The sequence below is a fragment of the Vibrio sp. B1FLJ16 genome, from assembly GCF_905175385.1.
GTDB lineage: Bacteria > Pseudomonadota > Gammaproteobacteria > Enterobacterales > Vibrionaceae > Vibrio.
Window position 1 is genome coordinate 2,286,344 of record NZ_HG992749.1, and the last position, 20,545, is coordinate 2,306,888.

The 20,545-nt window shown below is 47.4% G+C and carries 15 protein-coding genes; 9 read left to right on the top strand and 6 right to left on the bottom strand.

The annotated features are described in order from the left end of the window. Nucleotides 1-111: 111 nt before the first annotated feature. Nucleotides 112-3,621, bottom strand: a complete 3,510-nt coding sequence (recC, locus tag KHN79_RS10390) for an exodeoxyribonuclease V subunit gamma (RefSeq protein ID WP_182008729.1) — start codon at nucleotides 3,619-3,621, stop codon at nucleotides 112-114. Between the two features lie 613 nt (nucleotides 3,622-4,234). Between recC and KHN79_RS10395 the strand changes: the two genes are divergently transcribed. Then, nucleotides 4,235-5,257: a mechanosensitive ion channel domain-containing protein gene (locus KHN79_RS10395; protein ID WP_244812558.1), complete on the top strand. Its 1,023-nt coding sequence runs from the start codon at nucleotides 4,235-4,237 to the stop codon at nucleotides 5,255-5,257. A gap of 85 nt (nucleotides 5,258-5,342) precedes the next feature. Here KHN79_RS10395 and KHN79_RS10400 read toward each other — a convergent pair whose 3' ends face one another. Beyond that, entirely contained in the window at nucleotides 5,343-6,317 is a 975-nt protein-coding gene (locus KHN79_RS10400) for a TDT family transporter (RefSeq protein WP_211907240.1), read from the bottom strand. A 125-nt stretch (nucleotides 6,318-6,442) separates the two neighbouring features. Here KHN79_RS10400 and KHN79_RS10405 point away from each other — a divergent pair, with 125 nt between their 5' ends. The 6 genes from KHN79_RS10405 to KHN79_RS10430 all read left to right on the top strand — a co-directional run bounded on the left by KHN79_RS10405 (nucleotide 6,443) and on the right by KHN79_RS10430 (nucleotide 13,795). Then, nucleotides 6,443-7,357: a LysR family transcriptional regulator gene (locus tag KHN79_RS10405; RefSeq protein ID WP_182008731.1), complete on the top strand. Its 915-nt coding sequence runs from the start codon at nucleotides 6,443-6,445 to the stop codon at nucleotides 7,355-7,357. A 98-nt stretch (nucleotides 7,358-7,455) separates the two neighbouring features. After that, nucleotides 7,456-7,740, top strand: a complete 285-nt coding sequence (locus tag KHN79_RS10410; RefSeq protein WP_182008732.1) for a YebG family protein — start codon at nucleotides 7,456-7,458, stop codon at nucleotides 7,738-7,740. A gap of 451 nt (nucleotides 7,741-8,191) precedes the next feature. Beyond that, nucleotides 8,192-9,223, top strand: coding sequence for a 2,3,4,5-tetrahydropyridine-2,6-dicarboxylate N-succinyltransferase (dapD, locus tag KHN79_RS10415; RefSeq protein ID WP_182008733.1), 1,032 nt, complete (start codon nucleotides 8,192-8,194; stop codon nucleotides 9,221-9,223). 303 nt (nucleotides 9,224-9,526) lie between these two features. Continuing rightward, nucleotides 9,527-11,044, top strand: a complete 1,518-nt coding sequence (gene glpK / locus KHN79_RS10420) for a glycerol kinase GlpK (RefSeq protein ID WP_182008734.1) — start codon at nucleotides 9,527-9,529, stop codon at nucleotides 11,042-11,044. A gap of 109 nt (nucleotides 11,045-11,153) precedes the next feature. Further along, nucleotides 11,154-12,713 (top strand): glycerol-3-phosphate dehydrogenase, encoded by a 1,560-nt coding sequence (gene glpD, locus KHN79_RS10425; protein WP_182008735.1) that lies wholly within the window; start codon nucleotides 11,154-11,156, stop codon nucleotides 12,711-12,713. Between the two features lie 134 nt (nucleotides 12,714-12,847). Continuing rightward, nucleotides 12,848-13,795 carry a CorA family divalent cation transporter gene (locus KHN79_RS10430; RefSeq protein WP_182008736.1) on the top strand — a complete coding sequence of 316 codons (948 nt, stop codon included), beginning with the start codon at nucleotides 12,848-12,850 and terminating at the stop codon, nucleotides 13,793-13,795. Nucleotides 13,796-13,873: 78 nt separating this feature from the next. On the opposite strand, the gene KHN79_RS10435 is transcribed toward KHN79_RS10430, so the two are convergent. Then, a complete protein-coding gene (locus KHN79_RS10435; protein ID WP_182008737.1) occupies nucleotides 13,874-15,058 on the bottom strand; it encodes an NnrS family protein in 1,185 nt (394 codons plus the stop codon). 174 nt (nucleotides 15,059-15,232) lie between these two features. Here KHN79_RS10435 and KHN79_RS10440 point away from each other — a divergent pair, with 174 nt between their 5' ends. Both KHN79_RS10440 and KHN79_RS10445 read left to right on the top strand, forming a co-directional pair. Continuing rightward, on the top strand, nucleotides 15,233-15,784 hold the full coding sequence (locus tag KHN79_RS10440) for a gamma-glutamylcyclotransferase family protein (protein ID WP_182008738.1): 552 nt from the start codon (nucleotides 15,233-15,235) through the stop codon (nucleotides 15,782-15,784). Nucleotides 15,785-15,949: 165 nt separating this feature from the next. Continuing rightward, complete coding sequence (locus tag KHN79_RS10445) at nucleotides 15,950-16,948, top strand: substrate-binding domain-containing protein (protein WP_182008739.1); 999 nt, start codon at nucleotides 15,950-15,952, stop codon at nucleotides 16,946-16,948. A gap of 55 nt (nucleotides 16,949-17,003) precedes the next feature. Here KHN79_RS10445 and galM read toward each other — a convergent pair whose 3' ends face one another. From galM to KHN79_RS10460, 3 genes are all read right to left on the bottom strand, one after another. Next, the gene (galM, locus tag KHN79_RS10450; protein WP_182008740.1) at nucleotides 17,004-18,068 is read right to left on the bottom strand and encodes a galactose-1-epimerase; all 1,065 of its coding nucleotides are present in this window, start codon (nucleotides 18,066-18,068) and stop codon (nucleotides 17,004-17,006) included. 9 nt (nucleotides 18,069-18,077) lie between these two features. After that, nucleotides 18,078-19,238, bottom strand: coding sequence for a galactokinase (galK, locus tag KHN79_RS10455; RefSeq protein WP_182008741.1), 1,161 nt, complete (start codon nucleotides 19,236-19,238; stop codon nucleotides 18,078-18,080). Between the two features lie 191 nt (nucleotides 19,239-19,429). Further along, a complete protein-coding gene (locus tag KHN79_RS10460; protein ID WP_182008742.1) occupies nucleotides 19,430-20,488 on the bottom strand; it encodes a UDP-glucose--hexose-1-phosphate uridylyltransferase in 1,059 nt (352 codons plus the stop codon). Nucleotides 20,489-20,545 lie beyond the last annotated feature (57 nt).

The window sequence follows — 20,545 nt, forward strand, 5'->3', positions numbered from 1 at the left end:
GACCTTGTGGCCGTACAGCGAACGCCCTACACAAAATAATGATTTTCTGGCGGCCACCCTACTCTTTATTCTTTCAATCCACACTCTCTTCTCTGTAACCATTTGTCTTTATTACGCTTTAATATCATCTGCTTCTTGCACCGCTAAACGCGCACCTTGCAAAACCAACGCTGTCAGTAAACGGACTTCTGTGGCTAATTCATCGTTCCAGGCAGGCCAGATACGCGCGATATAAGCGTTATTTCCTTCGCCAGAGCTCATGTATCCATCATTGAATGTACTGGCCATTTTCTGCAAAGATTTCTCTTCGTCGTCAGCCCAGTGACCACGGTTGAAGCCCGCCTCAACACAAGCCAGAGCGGTTTTCGGGAAATAAGGCAGAGGTTTGGTCATGCCTTCGAAGTACAGGCGCACTAATTCCGTGAGCAGTAGCTTAGCGTGCTGCGCATCTGCGATTTCCGGGTAGACTAAATGCACCGCGCCTTCTTTACGATCGTAGCCAATGATATGAGTCTTCTTGGCATGGCCTGATGCCGACATGGCAAGATGATCTATCCATGCCGCAAGGTAATCTTGAGCACGGACTCTGCCGCTTCGGTAGCGAATCAAACCTGACTGGAAACACTGAGTCAGCCAGCCCGTCAGACGTACTTTTTTCTCTTCGCTTTCACTTCCTTTATGTAAAGAGTCAAAGTCAAATAAGGAATCGAAAGTCAGATCGATTTCTAAGTCGTCTTGCGGTGCGCCGGATAAAAACGCCAGTTTGTCTACCAACTCTTCAGCCTGAACCCGGTTGGTTTCAAACTCGATATCACCGAACGCTCCAACTGGCAGTTTGCCCTGGGCACGTTGTTGATTCATAAAGAGCTTCAGTACCTCTGTTTTCGACTCTGGCTGCGTCAATGTCGTTTCAAGCAAGGTTTCTAAAAGCTCATCACGCATCTGATAGCTTTCCAGCCCACCCAGAACGAATGGTTCATCATCTTCCATTACTGGCAAAGGTGGCTCAAAGGTCACTTTCAAACGGCGATTGAAAAAGTACTGTACCGGTAATCGCCAGAAACGTTGCAGCTCAACCAAATCAAGCTCGAGTGGGAATGTTGCTCCCAGCAGATAATCGTCCAGTGCTCGATTAAAATCACCACGGACATGACCTTGAGATTGACTCGTTTGGGTTAAGGCTGCCGGAATCCACTCCTTTGCGTAGCTGGAGTGTATGCCCTGGAACGCACTTGGGCTGAACGGCACCATAGCGTGAGCATTTACTAACGCTTTTAATAAATTGTCGCCAGACTCATCCACTGGTAACGCTTGTTCGCCGCTCAAACAATAGTTCTGATGGCAGTATTCCATCAGCTCAGAAACCAGCACCGACGGTACGCGCTCCGTGTTGTCCTGAATCGAACGACCGACATAACTGATGTAAAGGGTTTGCTGTGCCGACAACATCGCTTCGAGGAACAGGTAACGGTCATCGTCCCGGCGAGAGCGGTCACCCGGTTTGGTTCTGCCTGTCATCAGGTCAAAGCCCTCCGGCGGCATAGAGCGCGGGTAGACGCCATCATTCATTCCAAGCAGACATACGGTTCTAAATGGAATCGAGCGCATTGGCATCAAAGTACAGAAGTTGACTTGCCCAGCAAGGAAGCGCTGACTAACTCTGGTACCAGAGAGCTTATCCTGCAAATATTGACGGATGATTGCAGGTGATAGAGCTTCTTCAAACGCTGCATCAGAGAGCTGCTCTTTAAGTTGACTCAGCGTGTCACGAATGGACTTGAGCGCCATTTCGCCTTCCAGCTCCACCGAGAAGAAGTCATCCACCAGCGAAACTAATGTTTCCCGCCAGCTATCGACGGTCTGAACATGAGAAAGCTTGCTGCGATAAGTGCTGATTTGCTGAATAAAATGCGCCAGTTTACCGGCGAGTTCTGCGCCCATACCCTGCACTTCATTGTACGGCGACAAACTGCCCTGCCCGGTTTCAAACAAGCCCGCAGATTCTGGCATCGCATAACCCAGCAGCATGCGCTGAATACCGAACTGCCAGGTATTCTGACGGGTTTCCGGCAGTTCAAACTCACTTCCGGTCGTGGCATCCAGCCCCCAGCGAATACCCGAATCTTCTACCCACTGTTTGCCTTGTAAGAAGTCGTCTTCACTGAGTTCGAAACGGTTTAATATCGCCGGAGTTTCCAGCAGTTCGAGTAGTTCTGAAGCCAAACAGCGCGTATTCGGTAAGTTCACCAACTGCATGAACGCCGCAAGAATTGGGCTTTCCTGATCAGCCGTCCTGTCTGAAATCGAATATGGAATAAAACGCTCACCCGGCGCGTTACCAAATACCGCCTGAATCGCTGGGCTGTACGCATTGATGTCCGCCACCATGACGATGATATCGCGTGGCTTTAAACTCGGATCGGCATCGAACATTGCCAGAAGCTGATCATGCAAAACTTCGACTTCACGCATCGGGCTGTGACAGGAATGCAGGCTAAGTGATTTATCTCCCAGGCTAACCACTTTCTTGTGCTGGCTGTTTTCAATCTGCTGGTCGTCTTGATGCTCTTCCAGATTGAGAATATCCGCTTGCAGTTGATGGAGCAGACTGTCGCGCTCAACATCAACAAACGCCTCAATCTCATGGGATTCTAGTTGAGATAACAGATACATGTTATCGCGCCCGAGTTTGCCCATCGAAGCCAACAAACTGTTGCCCACAACATCAGTGTGCAGTTCATCGATCACATTGTCTTCCAGTGAGCCTTTTAGTTGCTCGGATTCGCCTTGCACTTCAGAGTGATCATCCTGCCACACAACATGCTGCCTGTGCCTTGCTGCCAAACGAGCCAGATATTTGCGATCACGAACCTCACCCCAGTAGTAACGACAGGGGTTAGTGAACATCAAATGCACATCAATGTGCTCGCCAATCGCTTTTAGTGCATCCATATATCGTGGTGGTAGCGAAGAAATACCAAATACAAACAGACGCTCGGGCAAATTATCAAAGTTGCCGGAAAAGTTATCTAATGTTTCGATAAAGTGTTCATAAAGGTTGGCACGGTGATAAGGAGATTGTCCTAATGATACCGTGTGATCATACAACGCTTGCCACAAAATTGGCTGCCACGGATGCTCATCTTCCAGATCAGGTACATTCTGCCCTGCCTCCCAACTTGCGATCCATTCCGGACGGTACACCAGGTAGCCATCGAATATATCAGCAATTTTCTCCGCCAATTGGTAGAGCTTGGAGTTATCACTGTCGTCTTTGAGGTATTGCGCCAGCGGAGCAAATGCTTCCTGATTCAGAAGCCCAGGTAACAGGTGCATCAGCTTCCATGTCATCGCTTCTTTGTTGAAGGCGCTGCGCTTCGGTACATCAGGCAATACCTGTGTGAACATCTCCCAAATGAAAGTCGCCGGGAGCGGAAAATCGAGGTTAGCCGCCACACCAAACTCTTTGGCTAATTCCATCTTCAGCCACTGAGACATGCCCGGGCTTTGCACCAGTATCTGTTCTTTTTCGAACGGGTTTTCCAGCGGACTGATTCTAATCAGTTCAACAAGAAGGGATTTGAGGACATCAACTTGATTGGAGTGATAAACAGTAAACAATTTGGGAATACCGGGAGCCGATTGAAACTTTAGCTAGCTTAGCACAGCCCGATTTAAACCCGCACTCTTCTCGCGCCCATAAATAACAAAAGGTTAGATATCACTCAAAATACAAGATCAGCATGTGCAGGAAAGCACATTCGTAAAGCGGAAACCACATACCGGCTGGACGAACAGAATAATTACAACAACAATTACTACGATGTTAAACACTTGTTAATTCAAACTTTAAAAGACTCAGATATAACCTTGCCGTGCGCTATGTAAATCCGTCGTTGATATAACAAAACTCAGCAGACACTGGATAAGAAAGTAAGGAATTGAAATGGATTATATTACTGATTACTACCACTCTTTTCTTAACTCCCTCTCCAGTACCGATACATACAGCCAGATTGGCATTATCTTGTGTATATACTTATTGGCTTTTATTCTCGCCAACCGCGTCTACAAGTATGTACCCATCCTCAGGGAACCTCCTTCACCAGCCAGTAGTTATCCCATTCGAAATTTGATCTTTCGGTGTGGGAAACTGTTATTTCCGATACTCGCAATAGTGCTGCTGAGAATTTCATTAGAGTTTAGTCAGCTTTACATTGAAGACGGATGGGTAATGAAAGTCGCTTTCGCGATTGCGATTTTGCTACTTTTTAACTCTTTCATCGGCCTGCTTATCACTAACCCCTTGGTTGCAAGAGCTTTTCGCTGGATAGGCATGCCGATTATTGTTTTTTACGGCATAGGCATACTCGACGACATCATCGCTGTGCTTGAGTCAATGTCGATTGACCTTGGCAATATACATATCTCAGCCTATGGCTTAGCGAGAACATTAATTTTTGGTTCGCTGCTTTTCTGGCTCGGACGCGTTTCCAACGCAACGGGTCAAACCATCATCCGTAAACAAAAGTCGCTCGACTTCCGTACCCGTGAAATCGTCGCCAAAGTCTTTGAGGTCGCGCTTTTCTTCACTGTTGTCCTACTGATTCTGCAGCTTATGGGTATCAACCTGACTGCGTTAGCTGTATTTGGTGGTGCGGTCGGTGTCGGTTTGGGTTTTGGCCTGCAAGCCATCGCCTCTAATTTCATCTCGGGGATAATTATTATTTTCGACCGTTCGATTTCAGTCGGTGATTACATAGAGCTTGAAGATGGCCGGACCGGAGTAGTCACTGAGCTGAACATGCGCTCAACAACTTTAGAAACCTATGATGGTAAAGACATCGTAGTTCCTAACGAGAAATTCATTTCCAGCTCATTTACCAACTGGACACATAAAAATACCAAACAGCGTTATCGCGTTGATTTCTCCGTCGCGTACAAAACAGATGTTCGCAGTATGGTTGAGTTAATCAAAGACGCAGTAGCAGCCCATCCGCAGGTTTTAAGCGGAGATCAGGTTCCATTTGAAGAGCGGCCGGATTGTGAAATCGACAGCTTTGGAGACTCCGGGATCAATATGTTTGTCGAATTCTGGATGGAAGGGATCGATGACGGACGTAATCGTGTCGGAGGAGATTTACTACTGATCATCCTCGAAACGCTGCAGGACAATGGCATCGAAATCCCATTCCCACAACGAGAGATACGAGTGCTATCCACAGGGGATGCAGAGGAGCTTCAGGATAAGCTCTGAGAACCCCAGTTCCCGTCACCTAAAAGCAGAAGCCTCTTGATGTTTGTTCAAGAGGCTTGCGATCTGATGTGAGTCAGCGTTTTAATCAAGCATGCTGTGCCGACATGAAACGTGGCTTAATCAATAAATGGCTGATGTACTGCCATGCGACATACGCGACAACAAGCGTTGCCACGATAAGCTCTACACCCGCTAACGATCTCACCTGTTGAACATAATGCACAGCTAAACCTTGCATCTCCATCCAATGAGTCATTTTGAACAATGCTGTTGCTCCAATCACCATAGGGAAGGTAAACGCGGCATAACCGGGACTAAACGGCAGCCTTAACAGTTTAAAGAATGCCAAGTAGATGATGGCCGTCATCAGCACCGCGATACCAAACAACAAAGCAATAATCAGCGGTGATGGTGTGGCAACAACCGTTAGGTAGCCAGCCAATGATAAGCTGGCAGGTGCAGCCAGGATCGCCATCGTTGGTTTCGCGGCATCCGGAACTTCCTGAGTGAACATAAAACGGTAAATCATTACCGGCAGCATCACAGCGTAAGCCAGCATCCCGAATGCTAAAGCTCCGTGTGCTACTGGCACTAATAAAGGATTACCCGAGAAAGAGACATCCGCAACGATAATGCCTACAGGTGGTACAAACCAACTCGGTACCATGTGGTGGAGCTCAAACTCTTTGGCCCGGTGATAAACAAAGCTGGCTAAAAATGCGATATGCAGAGCTATCGCGAACAGCCAGAGTATGTCTCCTGAGACTGGGGAAACTTGGCCCAGCGAGTTAGAGACCACCATCGTTCCCATTGCAAAAGTCGGCACCACGCTCCCCACCACTGGGTGCGCAAGATCCTGTTTTAATAAGTGATGATTTAGCAGGAACTTAATCGCCAGAATGGTAAGCAACAAACTGGCAATACCTGCGCTCATCCACTGTCCATAGCCATGTAATTCTGCGAAGTTTTCCCAGCACCAACCCAAACTTGCAATACCAAGTGCTAACCCTGCCATCGGCGTTGGCGCAGCCAAGAGTTTTGCTTTCGTTTTTTGCATCATCACAACCTCTATCAGAGCTACTAGGGACTGTTGACCCTAACAATGTTGCAGATTCTACGCTTGCACTTCGTTTCAATATATCTAATTATTTAGAACACACGTTCAGATTAACTAAACATTGATCCATGGCAAGCCACATCTCTCTCAAACAACTCAAGGTGTTTACCACCATCACTCAGCACAACACGCTGACTGCTGCCTCAGAAAGCCTTTATCTTTCCAAAGCTGCGGTCAGCATGGCGCTGTCTGAGCTGGAAAAGCAGATTGGTCATCATCTGTTTGATCGAGTCAACAACCGTCTGATTCTCAATCAGGAAGGGAAAAAGTTGCTGCCTTTAGCGGACGAGCTGCTAAACCGTGCCAAAGATATTGAGAGCATTTTTGAGGGCGACCACGCTTTGTCCGGTCAGTTACGTATCGGTGCCAGCGATACTATCGGCAATCAGGTTGCGCCTTATCTTCTGAGCGCATTTCGTCAGCACACCAACCACCGCTCTCAAAGCCTGTTTATTTCCAACTCGGCACAGATCTGTGACAAGCTGACTGCTTATGAACTGGATATCGCTCTTATCGAGGGGAAAACACTTCACCCTGAACTGCAATCGTCACAATTCAGTGAAGATGAGATGTGTGTGATCTGCGCACCAGATTATCCCGCGGCACACGAAGGTATGATGAATCTAGCCGAACTGGAAAATAGCGAGTGGATATTGCGCGAGGCAGGCTCAGGCTCTCGGGAGTTCTTTTTGCGCGTAATTGCTCCGCGTATAGAGCAGTGGCATGAGGCTTTTCAGCTCAATACCACCGAAGCTCTTATTAACTCCGTCTCCGCAGGTTTAGGGCTGGGCTGTTTGTCGCGTTTATCCGCCGACCCAGCTATTCGTGAAGGGCGCGTAAAGGTGCTGGAAATGCCGCTGGATATGAAGCGACGATTCTGGCTGCTGGTACACAAGGAAAAATACCAAAGCCCGCTCCTGAAAACCTTTATTGAATTTTGTCAGAATTGGGAATACACATATAGCTCAAACACTGGCCACTAAGTCCCACCAGCATCTCATTATTAAATCACTCACTAGACTTAGCTGGTTAAAAACTGTATAAACAGCCAGTATCAATTCACCAAGTTAGGGGACCAACCATGGCTGTAATAGTCAAGTACGTGGTAGAACGCAACGGAGAAGAGAAAATGACTTTTACCTCTAAAGCGGAAGCTGACGCATATGACAAAATGCTGGACATGGCAGATGAACTATTCACTCTGCTAGGTAAAAGTGAACTTCTGGAAGACGAAGGTAAGCAAGAAGATCTTGCAATGTTCCTTGCGCAAAACAAAGAAGAGCTCCTTTACGCGATCGGTGCAAAACGTAAACCTGCACCAAAGAAAGCAAAGAAGCTTGAAGCAGTTGAAGAAGAAGCTGCATAAATTGCTTATAAGCATCAGAAAAAACGCCGCTGTTTGCGGCGTTTTTTTATGGATTCAATTTGAGTTCTCTGAGCTCTGGAGGCTTCCCACGCCTCACAGCCAGCATTTCCAATCAGACAGACATATCTCTTAAAAGACAAAAGGTATCCATCTACGGACTTTATCCCCTTACCCTCTTTAAACTGCCCGATAGTCTCTTTATGATGACTATCAACTTATACCAATCACAGTAAGTAAGTGTTCAGAAATAGCGTAGGAAAAATGCTTGAGAACAAGGCAGAATTTTTGATAAGTAGTTATTCTACAATCAAAAATTGTAACGCAGTTATCGAGTATTTTAACAAGCTAGAATGAGCAGTTATTTACTACGATTGGTATTGATACCACTTTACAGAAAATAACGTCTTGTCAGTGAACAGACGAGACCAGACTCAATAGACGGAGATCAACTATGGCTTTCTTTTCTCTAGCCTTTGGTACGGCAACTAAAAACCGCGACGGCAAAATCATCGAAGCGTTTTTCCCAAACCCAGTTCTTAACCCAAGCGACGAGCTGGTAAACGCACTAGCTTCAGTAGCAGGTTACGAGCAAGGCAACCAAGCTATCGAGATCTCTGCAGCACAAAGCGCAGATCTGGCGACTGCTTTCGAAGCTAACGGCGACGCTGCTAACGCATCATTTGCCGCTAAGGCAGCTGAATCAGCGCAACCTCTAGTACTGGTTATCCTAGCAACTGACGAGCAGCCACAATCTGTTGCTGAAGGTTTCCTGAAGCTACAACTTATCTCTAACCGTCTTGTTAAGCCACACGGTACAGTACTAGACGGCATCTTTGGTCTGCTGCACAACATCGCATGGACAAACGAAGGTCCAATCGACCTGCCTGAACTCGCTGAGCGTCAAATCGAAGCGCGTCTTGCTGGCCGTACACTAAGCGTCGATTGTGTAGACAAGTTCCCTAAAATGGTCGACTACGTGGTTCCAACTGGTATTCGTATCGCTGATACCTCTCGTGTACGTCTTGGTGCACATGTGGGTGAAGGCACAACGGTTATGCACGAAGGTTTCATCAACTTCAACGCTGGTACTACAGGTGTGAGCATGGTTGAAGGTCGTATCTCTGCAGGTGTTGTGGTAGACAACGGTTCTGACATCGGTGGTGGTGCATCTATCATGGGTACGCTATCAGGCGGCGGTACTGTGGTTGTGTCTATCGGTGAGAACTCACTACTGGGCGCGAACGCTGGTCTTGGCTTCCCGCTAGGTGACCGTTGTACTCTTGAATCTGGTCTGTACGTTACAGCAGGTACTAAAGTTCGCATGCTGGATAGAGAAGGTAACGAAGTAGAAATCGTTAAAGCTCGCGACCTTGCTGGCGTATCTGACCTGCTATTCCGTCGCAACTCTCAAACTGGCCAGGTTGAGTGTCTTGCCAACAAGAGCGCGGTTGAACTGAACAGCGAACTGCACTCTAACAACTAAGTTGTTTTGATAACGGTCTGTTGACCTGTACTTTAATAAATCCCCCGACAGGAAACTGCCGGGGGATTTTTGTTTCTGCTTGTATACCCAAAGAAGGGTGATGAAACTGGCAATTGTGACCATCATCCTTTGGGTTCACTAACAGACATGGTATTAAATTCTGATTAAGATTTTCCTTAAAATGTCGCTCTGCCTGATGCAGGACACTTTTGAATAAATCTCTCAATACGGATTAAATTTGCCCGGCAAAACTCTGTAACACCTAAAATATAAACAGAAAAACAGCAACAAAAGGACTCTGCGATGACTGAGCAAAAATACATTATTGCCCTAGACCAGGGAACGACGAGCTCTCGCGCCGTCATTCTTGATCATGATGCCAATATCATTAACGTCGCTCAGAGAGAGTTTACCCAAATTTACCCTCAGGCAGGCTGGGTTGAACATGACCCTATGGAGATATGGGCAACGCAAAGCTCAACACTGGTTGAGGCCATCGCTAAGTCGGGTATCCGCAGCGACCAGTTAGCCGCCATTGGTATCACTAATCAGCGTGAAACGACCATTGTCTGGAACAAAGAGACCGGTAAGCCAGTTTACAACGCGATCGTCTGGCAATGCCGCCGTACTGCTGAGATCTGTGAAGCGCTAAAACAGCGCGGCTTGGAAGATTACGTCCGCAAAAACACAGGCTTAGTACTCGATCCTTATTTCTCCGGCACTAAAGTAAAGTGGATTCTCGATAATGTCGAAGGCGCACGTGAGGACGCAGAAGCTGGTAAGCTGCTGTTTGGTACCGTTGATACCTGGCTAGTCTGGAAAATGACTCAGGGACGTGTCCACGTAACGGATTACACCAACGCGTCTCGTACTATGCTGTTTAATATTAATGACCTCTGCTGGGATCAGAAATTACTTGATGAACTGGGTATTCCAGCTTCGATGATGCCGGAAGTAAAACGTTCTTCAGAAGTGTATGGAAAAACCAACATCGGCGGTAAAGGTGGTACCCGTATTCCAATCGCCGGTATCGCGGGAGATCAACAAGCCGCGCTTTTCGGCCAGATGTGTGTCGAACCCGGTCAGGCCAAAAATACCTACGGAACGGGCTGTTTCTTGTTGATGAATACCGGCAAAGAAAAGGTGACCTCCACACACGGTCTGCTAACCACGCTGGCTTGCGGTGCGGAAGGTGAACCCACTTACGCGCTTGAAGGTGCCGTATTCATGGGCGGTGCGGCGATTCAGTGGTTGCGCGATGAGCTGAAGATTCTTAACGGTGCAGAAGACTCAGAATATTTCGCGACCAAAGTCGATTCGTCAAACGGGGTTTACGTTGTGCCAGCCTTTACCGGACTGGGCGCGCCGTACTGGGATGCGTATGCGCGAGGTACGATTGTTGGTCTTACCCGCGGCGTTAATTCCAACCACATCATACGCGCAACACTGGAAGGGATAGCTTACCAGACCAGAGATGTACTCGATGCAATGCAGGCCGACTCAGGTATTCAGCTCACTCATCTTCGAGTTGACGGAGGTGCAGTCGCGAATAACTTCCTGATGCAGTTCCAGTCTGATGTATTGAACACCATCGTCCATCGTCCACAGGTCACTGAAGTCACAGCCTTAGGAGCGGCGTATCTGGCAGGGTTGGCTGTCGGTTACTGGGATAGCCTTGATGAACTGAAATACAAAGCCGTTATCGATCGTACATTTGAGCCGCATGACGATGAAGACAAACGTAATCGCCGCTACAGAGGCTGGAAACGCGCGGTGAAGTGCGCGCAAACCTGGTCTGCGCTTCATGAAGAAGAAGATTAACTCCAGCCCAGCAAACTCCTTATCGTTCAAAATTTGACCTCCATAAAAACCTCTGTCTTAATTAGACAGAGGTTTTTTATTACTGAAATACATAACCGAGGGCGGCGTTATGAGTATAAGAACCAGTAATTCGGCAACCGGTATAACTCCGGTGTTGGATATACTCGTTGTCGGAGGAGGTATTAACGGGGCCGGAATAGCCGCGGACGCCGCAGGTCGAGGGCTGAGCGTCGGGCTCTATGAAGCCAACGACTTTGCATCCGCTACCTCCTCAGCAAGTTCCAAGCTGGTCCATGGCGGACTGCGCTACCTTGAGCATTATGAATTTCGTCTGGTTTCCGAAGCCCTTGCGGAACGTGAAGTCATTCTGCGCAAAGCTCCACATATCGCACTACCAATGCGTTTTCGCTTGCCTCATCGTCCCTTTCTTCGCCCGGCTTGGATGATACGTTGTGGGTTATTCCTCTACGACCACCTTGGGAAAAGAACTACATTGCCAGGCAGTAAAACCATCAACTTAGCTAAATCGGGGTTGCTCAAGCCAGAAATTAAGATCGGTTTTGAATATTCAGACTGCTGGGTCGATGATGCGCGCTTAGTACTACTCAACGCACTCGCCGCCAAGGAAAACAATGCGGAGGTACGCAACTATTGCAGAGTTGAGAAAGCCCATCGAGAAAGCGGTATCTGGCACGTCACTATCCACAACATAATGACGGACCAACGTTTTGAACGTAAGGCCAAAGTTCTGGTTAATGCCGCAGGACCCTGGGTAAAAAACTTCTTTGACGAAGGACTAGCTCAGACCTCTCCTCGCAACATCCGCTTAATTAAAGGGTCTCATATCGTGGTTCCTCGTATTCACAACGAACCACAAGCTTATATCCTGCAAAACCGAGATAACCGCATCGTCTTTCTCATCCCGTATTTGGATAAATTCACGATCATAGGTACAACAGATGTTGAATACAGTGGTGATCCGACAAACGTCGCTATCTCTGATGATGAAATTGATTATCTGCTCGATATCGTCAACCAGCATTTCATCCACCAGCTGACCCAAGCCGATATCATTTGGTCATACAGTGGCGTTCGCCCTCTGTGTGATGATGAATCATCCTCTCCTCAGGCAGTCACACGGGACTATACCCTAGAGCTGGATACCCAGAGTGGACGAGCCCCGCTATTGTCGGTATTTGGTGGCAAACTCACGACTTATCGCAAACTAAGCGAAGCTGCGATGAGAAAACTGGCTCCATTCCTGTCCCAAATGGGAGGTAACTGGACAGCCAATCAAGCGCTGCCCGGCGGGAATTTCAGTTGCACCCGTGAGCAGTTAGCCACACAGATACAATCTAGATACCGGTGGGCACCCGAAGCGCTCATTCTCCGCTATGTCACTCAGTTTGGTACGCAAACATGGGACTTATTGGAAGGGTTCTCTGAGATAGCTGAACTTGGCCAAAGGTTTTCAGAACAAGCCGGCGGTGTGTATCAATGTGAAATCGACTACCTAGTCAATCATGAGATGGCTCTGACCGACCAGGATATTTTATGGCGCCGCACAAAACTCGGACTCTACATCAGTGAGGATGAGAAACGCTCGATAGCGGAATACCTGAAACAAAAGATGCAAAAAAAAGTGGTCAACCTACACCAGGTGAGCTGATAAGCCCTTAATCGGGTTAACGTCCGAGTTTTTCAGGCATTTTTGTTTTCTTCTCAAGCAATTATTCATAGACTTTTCATCTCAATACAATCATACTCATGCAAAAATCACTGTCTCATTAGAAGGAAGAGAATATGGGGTTTATGATTGAGCATTGGGATTTTTCTACCCCAGTTGCAACTCAGGAGTCTACAACACCACAAGAGATCCAAGCAAAGCACTGGTACCACTGTGAAAGGCTGCATCCTGGTATTCGAGAATGGTTATTAGACAATCAGGTTCCCCGTTCAACCGTAGACCATCTGCTCGCCGATGAAAGCCGCCCGTCTTTCCATCCCCTTGATGATGAAAACTTTATGCTGATCCTGCGCGGCATCAACATGAATGAAGATGCCGCACCGGAAGACATGCTCAGTATCCGCATTTTGTATTTTCAGGGTGCGTTAATTTCCACACGTAAAATCCCATCCCGCGCGATTATGGAAATCCGCCAGGCACTGGCAGAACACAACGGACCGAAAAGTCTTGCAAGTTTACTAAACCAAATCATCGAAGGGTTAAACGGAAAAATTGATGTGTACCTGGACACGATAGAGGAAACCCTCAATCACTTTGATGTTAATGATGAGTCCACTTACAAGCATATCTCAGCGCAAAAGGCGCTTATCTCTATCAAGCGCTTTATTCGCCCACAGCAATACGCGATCAAAGACTTACTTGAGTCCAATTCTGATCTAGTGGCATCCAGACCGCATCAGTATCGCTTTGCACACAACAACATCACACGGATCAACGAAACTATTGATTTTTATCTCGGCGAAGTCGCACTTTTCCAAGAGGAAATCAAGCACAACCGTGATGAAAAGACCAATAAAAACAGTTACCTGTTTACTTTGGTCGCAACCATTTTCTTACCAACCAGCTTCCTGACCGGCCTGCTCGGAATCAATATCGGCGGTATGCCCGGTGTTGAATCCGGTACGGCGTTCACCTGGTTCTGCGTCGCATTAATCGTGATATTTGCGCTAGAGTGGTTACTGTTCAAGCGCTTAGGGTTCACCAACAAAGCTGATAAAGAATAAGATGAGTAATAGAGCTACCGTCTGAAAACCATCAAACATAAAGAGGAGCATGCGCTCCTCTTTCTAGATCAAAAGTCGTTAGCCGGGGTGGCCATCAATGCGGGGAGTCACCAACATAGCGTCAAACCGCCAGATAAACATTCCAAACGCTAAAATCCATAGCCCGCCACTGATATCAATCCACAGCATCATGTTTGCCGGGTCAAATATCACCGCAAAGCTGCGAACCAAAGCGGCAGCAATAACAGACACAAAAGCAATGGCCATATTCGGACCTTTATAAATCATGCGTCCGGTATGCCCCATGGTAACACGAGTGATCATCGCCAGAATCAAACCACCCAGTGCGCCAACCGAGAACAAGTGAATCAGGTTATGGGCGGCAAATGCATCACCCCATGAACCACGCAGCAATAAACTCGCAGCTAAACACAGGTAGGCAGCATGCAGTGACCAAACTAACGGCTCACTTAAGGTTAGCCAAGGTCTCCAACGCAAGAAACGGATAAGCTGCGCGATACCAGCAAACAACATTAGGGGATTGCCGAGCTCTGCGAATATTACAGGGAAAAAGCTCAAGATAAACAACATCACCAGTGGCAGGTTTGCAAACCAGTCAAGTAAAACCATAGGTTGCGCTTTTTCGAAATTAAAACGACGCGCCGTGAAAAATGGGATCACCCGTCCCCCCATCACAGAAAGTAGTAACGTAAACCACCACAACATGGCTTGCCAGACCGCTGAGGCCGTAAATGGCGGCATACCTTTCACCGTCGCATAACTGGCGAAATTAGCAAATATCGCCAGTAAGAACAGCGGTACGAAAAAAAGATTACGCCATCCTTTTACGCGGTAGACACGAATGCCCACCTCATAAGCGACAGACAACAAAAACAGTGCTTCTATTGTGCTGGTTAACCATAATGGCGCTGGCGTCCAAAACAGTATTCTGGGGACAAGCCACAAACCAAAAATAGCGAACAATGTGTAATGTTTCGTACCATTGATTCCGGTCCAGTTCTGCACTGCAGTCAATACAAACCCAGCAACAATAGCCATTGAGAAGCCAAACAGCATTTCGTGAACATGCCACCACAGCGCCGGTACAGCTAGAGCATCGGGTTGCCCGGTCTTGAACATCCATACCCACAGAGCAATCGCAATAACGGCATAGATAGCGCCGAATAGGAAAAACGGTCTAAACCCTAAACGTAGCCACGCGGGGATTTTCTCTTCCACTTTTTTATCAGTGATATTCAGCATTATCTTGCCCTCAGGATCGTCTAGGTGCAGGTCATTTCATCATCAGCCTTGATGCTAGCATAAACACACATAAAATATACATGTTAAGAATTAAGATTATACTTTAGAGGTAATAATTGTGCTTAAATGATGAGTTAGGTATAAACAGCTAAAGTAAACAGGGACACTAATAAAATGTATATATTCGGCTATGGCAGCCTGATAAATTCCGCTTCACGCAAATTAACCGGACAGACCGGCAGTGCAATTCCGGTTATCGCTCATGGCTTAGTACGCCATTGGGGAAAAATCGATGACAGCTACACGCTTTCTCCGCTGATCGTCAATGAAGGAGAAGGTCAGGTAAATGGTGTGCTACTTGAAGTTGATGAAACGGCTTTAGCCGAGTTTGATCGCCGCGAACGTGGTTATCACCGCATTCAGATTCATCCAGACCAAATAGAGACCGAAGCAGAGTTTAACCGTGAGCATGCTATTTGGGTTTATGTGAAAGATGAGCCGTTACCTCCCTGCTCTAACACTCCGATTATGCAAAGCTACGTTGATACCGTTCTGGCAGGTTGTCTGGAAGTTTCACACGCCTTTGCAGAGCACTTTGTCCGTCATACTGTCGGCTGGCATCACGTGAAAGAGAACGACAGACATGCTCCTAAGTACGGCAACCTCGCGGGCGTTCAAGAACATCACTATGAGTTAATAGATGCTTTGATCGCTCAGCACATTTAATCGGGTAGTTAGACACCTCAATGTGTAACGTTTACACAAAAATAAAACCAATAAATACAATAAATAAGCACTTTACTAGTCATAACGTTAAATAGAAAATTGCACTTGTTACACATTAGGTGTTTAATACCCTAAATTACGTTACTAGTGCTGTAAGGAACCCCAATGGCAACCATCAAGGATGTCGCAAAAGAAGCCGGTGTATCGGTCGCGACCGTTTCACGAGTGATCAACAAGTCACCAAAAGCGAGCCAGACATCTATTGATGCAGTGACACACGCGATGCGTAAACTAGGTTACCGGCCAAATGCCGCTGCACGTGCGCTAGTAAGCCAAAGTACCAACACGATTGGTGTACTGGTGAGTGATGTTTCTGATCCTTTTTTCGGTACCCTGGTAAAATCCGTCGATAATGTAGCGCGTGAAAACGGTAAACATATTTTGATCGGTAACGGTTACCACAACGCAAGCGATGAGCGCCGTGCTCTAGAGCTGTTGGTCAACAGCCGTTGTGATGCACTTGTCATTCACGCTAAAGGGCTTTCTGATGAAGAGCTGATCGAATATGCCAAAGAGGTAAAAGGACTTGTGCTGATCAACCGCCATATTCCTGAAATAGCTGAACGCTGTATCTCTCTGGATAACAGTAAAGGCGCTTATCTGGCAACAGAGTACCTTATCCGCCACGGGCACACTAAGATCGCATGCATCACCTCTTCTCATGATATTGAAGATACCAAAGAACGTCTGCATGGTTATCAAGCCGCTCTTCTAGAGCACGGTATTGAGCTGTCAAAAAGCTATATAGAATATGGCGAGCCAAACAGTGACGGCGGTGAAGTGGCCATGACAAACCTGCTGACTAAATCCCTTGAGATAACAGGCGTAGTTGCTTACAACGACCACATGGCAGCTGGTGCGTTAGCGACACTCGATCAAAACGGCATCGCCGTACCGGAAAAAGTATCCATGGTCGGGTTCGATGACGGTTTAATTGCCCGCTTTGTACATCCAAGCCTAACGACTATCCGATACCCTATCGAAATCATGGCAGAGCGCGCGGCGCGTTTAGCACTAGCCTTATCCCGAGATGAAAATGTAGAAGAAGAAACTGCGATTTTCAGTCCTACTCTGGTACGCCGAAATTCCGTCGCACAAGTGTAATAATTTGATTACCGCAATAAAAAAAGGTGGGCATGTAGCCCACCAAAAACGCTATCTAAAATTCAAACTGATATACGGTCTGATGCTGATAGCAGTCCCCAGAGCTCAACACCCCACTGTTGAGTCCCCATTCTGGTTTGTTTGGCCCGTCCGGAAAGTACTGTGTTTCCAGAGCAAGACCGTCATACGCTTGATAAACTTTGCTCGCTCCCGGCGTTCCTGTTAAGAAATTTCCTGAATAAAACTGGATAGCGGGTTTAGTGGTTTTGACTTTCATTACCACATCTTCTTGCGGAGCAATCAGAATTGCAGCGATAGACACACCATCGGTCACTTCAGGCTTGAACACAAAGGCGTGATCGTAGCCAGCAGCGGTCTTCTGATCCTGTTCGGTAAGAAAATCCTGCCCGACTCTTTTTTGCTCGATGAAATCAAAACTCGTACCAGCAACAGGCTTTTGCTCACCGGTAGGAATTAACCCTGTATCAGTTGGTAAGTAATGTGATGCGTGAAGCTGCAAGGAATGCTCTAATCCATTTACATCACTCTGTTCACCGGCCAGATTAAAGTAAGCATGGTTAGTTAAGTTCAGCGGCGATGTTTTATCAATAGTCGCGTCATAGGCGATGACCAACTCGTTCTCGTCAGTCAGGGTGTAAGTGACCTTAACATCGAGATTACCCGGATAGCCCTGATCGCCGTCTTCTGAATGAAGCGTAAAGACCACGCACTGTTCACCTTGTTCAGCAACGGTCCAGCGGCTCTTGTCAAAACCTTGTAGGCCACCGTGAAGCGCGTTTTCACCATTATTGATATCGAGTTGGTAGCAGTTGCCATCAACGGTAAACTGACCTTTTGCAATACGGTTAGCGAAGCGGCCGACAATAGCACCAAAGTAAGCGTCCTGCTTCATGTGCTCAGCCATGTTCTCTGAACGCAGTAACACTTCACGAGATTCGTCATTGACAGGTAAAGTACAGCTCAGCCAGGTAGCACCAATATCCATAAACGATACTGTCATGCCATTTGAGTTAGTAAGATGGATTAGCTTTGCCGGCTGACCGTCAAATGACGGGGTTTCTGCCATCGCCTGTTCTAACTGTTCAAAATGTGTTGTCATCACTTCCCCCTACAAAACTTCGACCAGACCAGCGCCTTCTTTTGCCTGGCAAACATAGATAGACTCTTTAAGGCCTGTCGCCGTTTCATACTTCGCTTCAACCACGGCTTTAACCTCTTCAACCAGTGTAGGTGGAACCAGTGCCACGATACAGCCGCCGAAACCACCGCCCGTCATACGCACACCGCCTTTATCACCGATCACTTCTTTGACCATTTCAACTAAGGTGTCGATCTCTTTAACTGTGATTTCAAAATCGTCACGCATCGAAGCATGTGACGCCGCCATCAGCTCGCCCATGCGTTTCATGTCATTTGCACGCAGCGCCTGTGCTGCCTCTACTGTGCGATCATTTTCGGTGATAACGTGGCGGGCGCGTTTTGCCACCATTTCATCGAGTTGCGAAGCTTTGTCGTTGAACTGCTCTATGGTTACATCACGGAGTGCTTTAACGCCGAAAATACGAGCTGCTTCTTCACACTGTTCACGACGCGTGTTGTATTCACTGTCTACCAGACCACGCTTTTTATTCGAGTTGATGATCACGACTGCCATATCTTCCGGCATAGACACGGCTTCGGTTTCCAGACTGCGGCAGTCCAGCAGCATGGCGTGGTTTTCGCGGCCCTCAGCTGAAATCATCTGATCCATAATGCCGCAGTTACAGCCCACAAATTCGTTCTCTGCCTGCTGACCGTTCAGCGCGATTTCCGCCTGACTGATCTCCAGATTGAACAGCACTTTGAATGTCTGACCAATCACCACTTCCAGTGCCGCTGATGAGCTCAGACCCGCACCTTGAGGTACGTTGCCGCTGACCGAAATGTCAGCACCGCTAAATTGATAGCCACGAGCCAATAAACACTTCACCACACCGCGAATGTAGTTCGCCCACATTTTGTTTTCCAGGAAGGCGATATCCTGAGTAATATCGAACTCATCAACCGCATTGTCATAATCCACCGATACTACGCGTATCAGGTTGTCTTCGCGCCTTGCTGCCGCAACAACCGTCTGGTAGTTAATCGCACACGGCAGGACAAAACCATCGTTATAGTCGGTGTGCTCCCCGATCAGGTTTACACGACCAGGGGCTTGAATGATGTGACTTGGTGCGTAGCCCAACACTTGTTCAAAAGACGTTTTCACATTTTGGATTAGATCAGACATAGTTAAATCTCGATTTTTGATTTTGAAATTAGGTTTTAAGGTTCGAGGTTTTTGAGGTCCTAGGTTCTAGTTCCTAGGAAAAGATTAAAGACTACAGAATACGGATTACAGAGATCGAGCCTTCCTTCTGTATTCCGTAAGCGAAGAGCTCCGTATTCAGTTTTCCTTCCCTAGAGCCTAGGACCTTTGTTTTACCTAGAACCTTCTTTATAATGCACATCACTCAAATCTCGCAGACGCTGTGCCGCTTGCTCTGCGGTTAAATCCCGTTGGCTTTCTGCCAGCATTTCGTAGCCGACCATGAACTTACGAACTGTTGCACTTCGCAATAGTGGCGGGTAGAACAGAGCATGTAGCTGCCAGTGATCGATATCTGTTCCCTCTTCAAAGAACGGTGCGTAGTGCCAGCCCATTGAGTAAGGGAAAGAGCACTGGAATAAGTTGTCATAACGGCTGGTCAGCTTTTTGATAGCAACGGCCAGGTCGTCACGTTGCTCATCGCTCAGCTCGTTCATACGACGAATGTGCGTTTTTGGTAACAGCATGGTTTCAAATGGCCACGCAGCCCAGTAAGGGACAACCGCTATCCAGTGCTCGGTTTCCACCACAATTCGGGAACCGTCTTGCAGCTCAGCCTGCACGTAATCCACCAGCAGATTACTGCCGTGTTGCTGGTAGTAAGCTTTCAGGTTATGTTCTTTACGTTCTATTTCATTAGGTAAGAAGCTATTCGCCCAGATCTGACCGTGCGGGTGAGGCTGAGAGCAGCCCATGGTCTCGCCTTTATTTTCAAATGCCTGAACCCAGACATAGTCTTTGCCCAATTCTTCGATTTGCTCGTTCCAGGTATCAATCACACCGCGAATTTTGTCGACCGGAAGTTCAGGGAGCGTTTTGCTGTGGTCTGGCGAGAAACAGATCACTCGGCTCAGACCACGTACACCCTGAGTTTTGAATAGAGGATTTTCTGATTCCGGCGCATCAGGAGAATCAACCATCAGTGCAGCAAAGTCGTTATTGAACACATAGGTACCCTGATAATCAGGGTTTACATCACCGGAGATACGTTCGTTCGTAGGACAAAGGAAACATTTCTCTTCATAGCTTGGCAGCTCGTCCATCGCTGGCTTTTCATCTGCCCCGCTCCACGGACGTTTTGCCCGGTGAGGTGAGACAAGAATCCACTGACCGGTTAGCGGGTTAAAACGACGGTGTGGATGATCCACTGGATTAAATTCAACGTTCGACATCTTACTTACTCAACTCTTAAATATTCTTTACTTTGCATTCCCAATAAAATGGGAGTT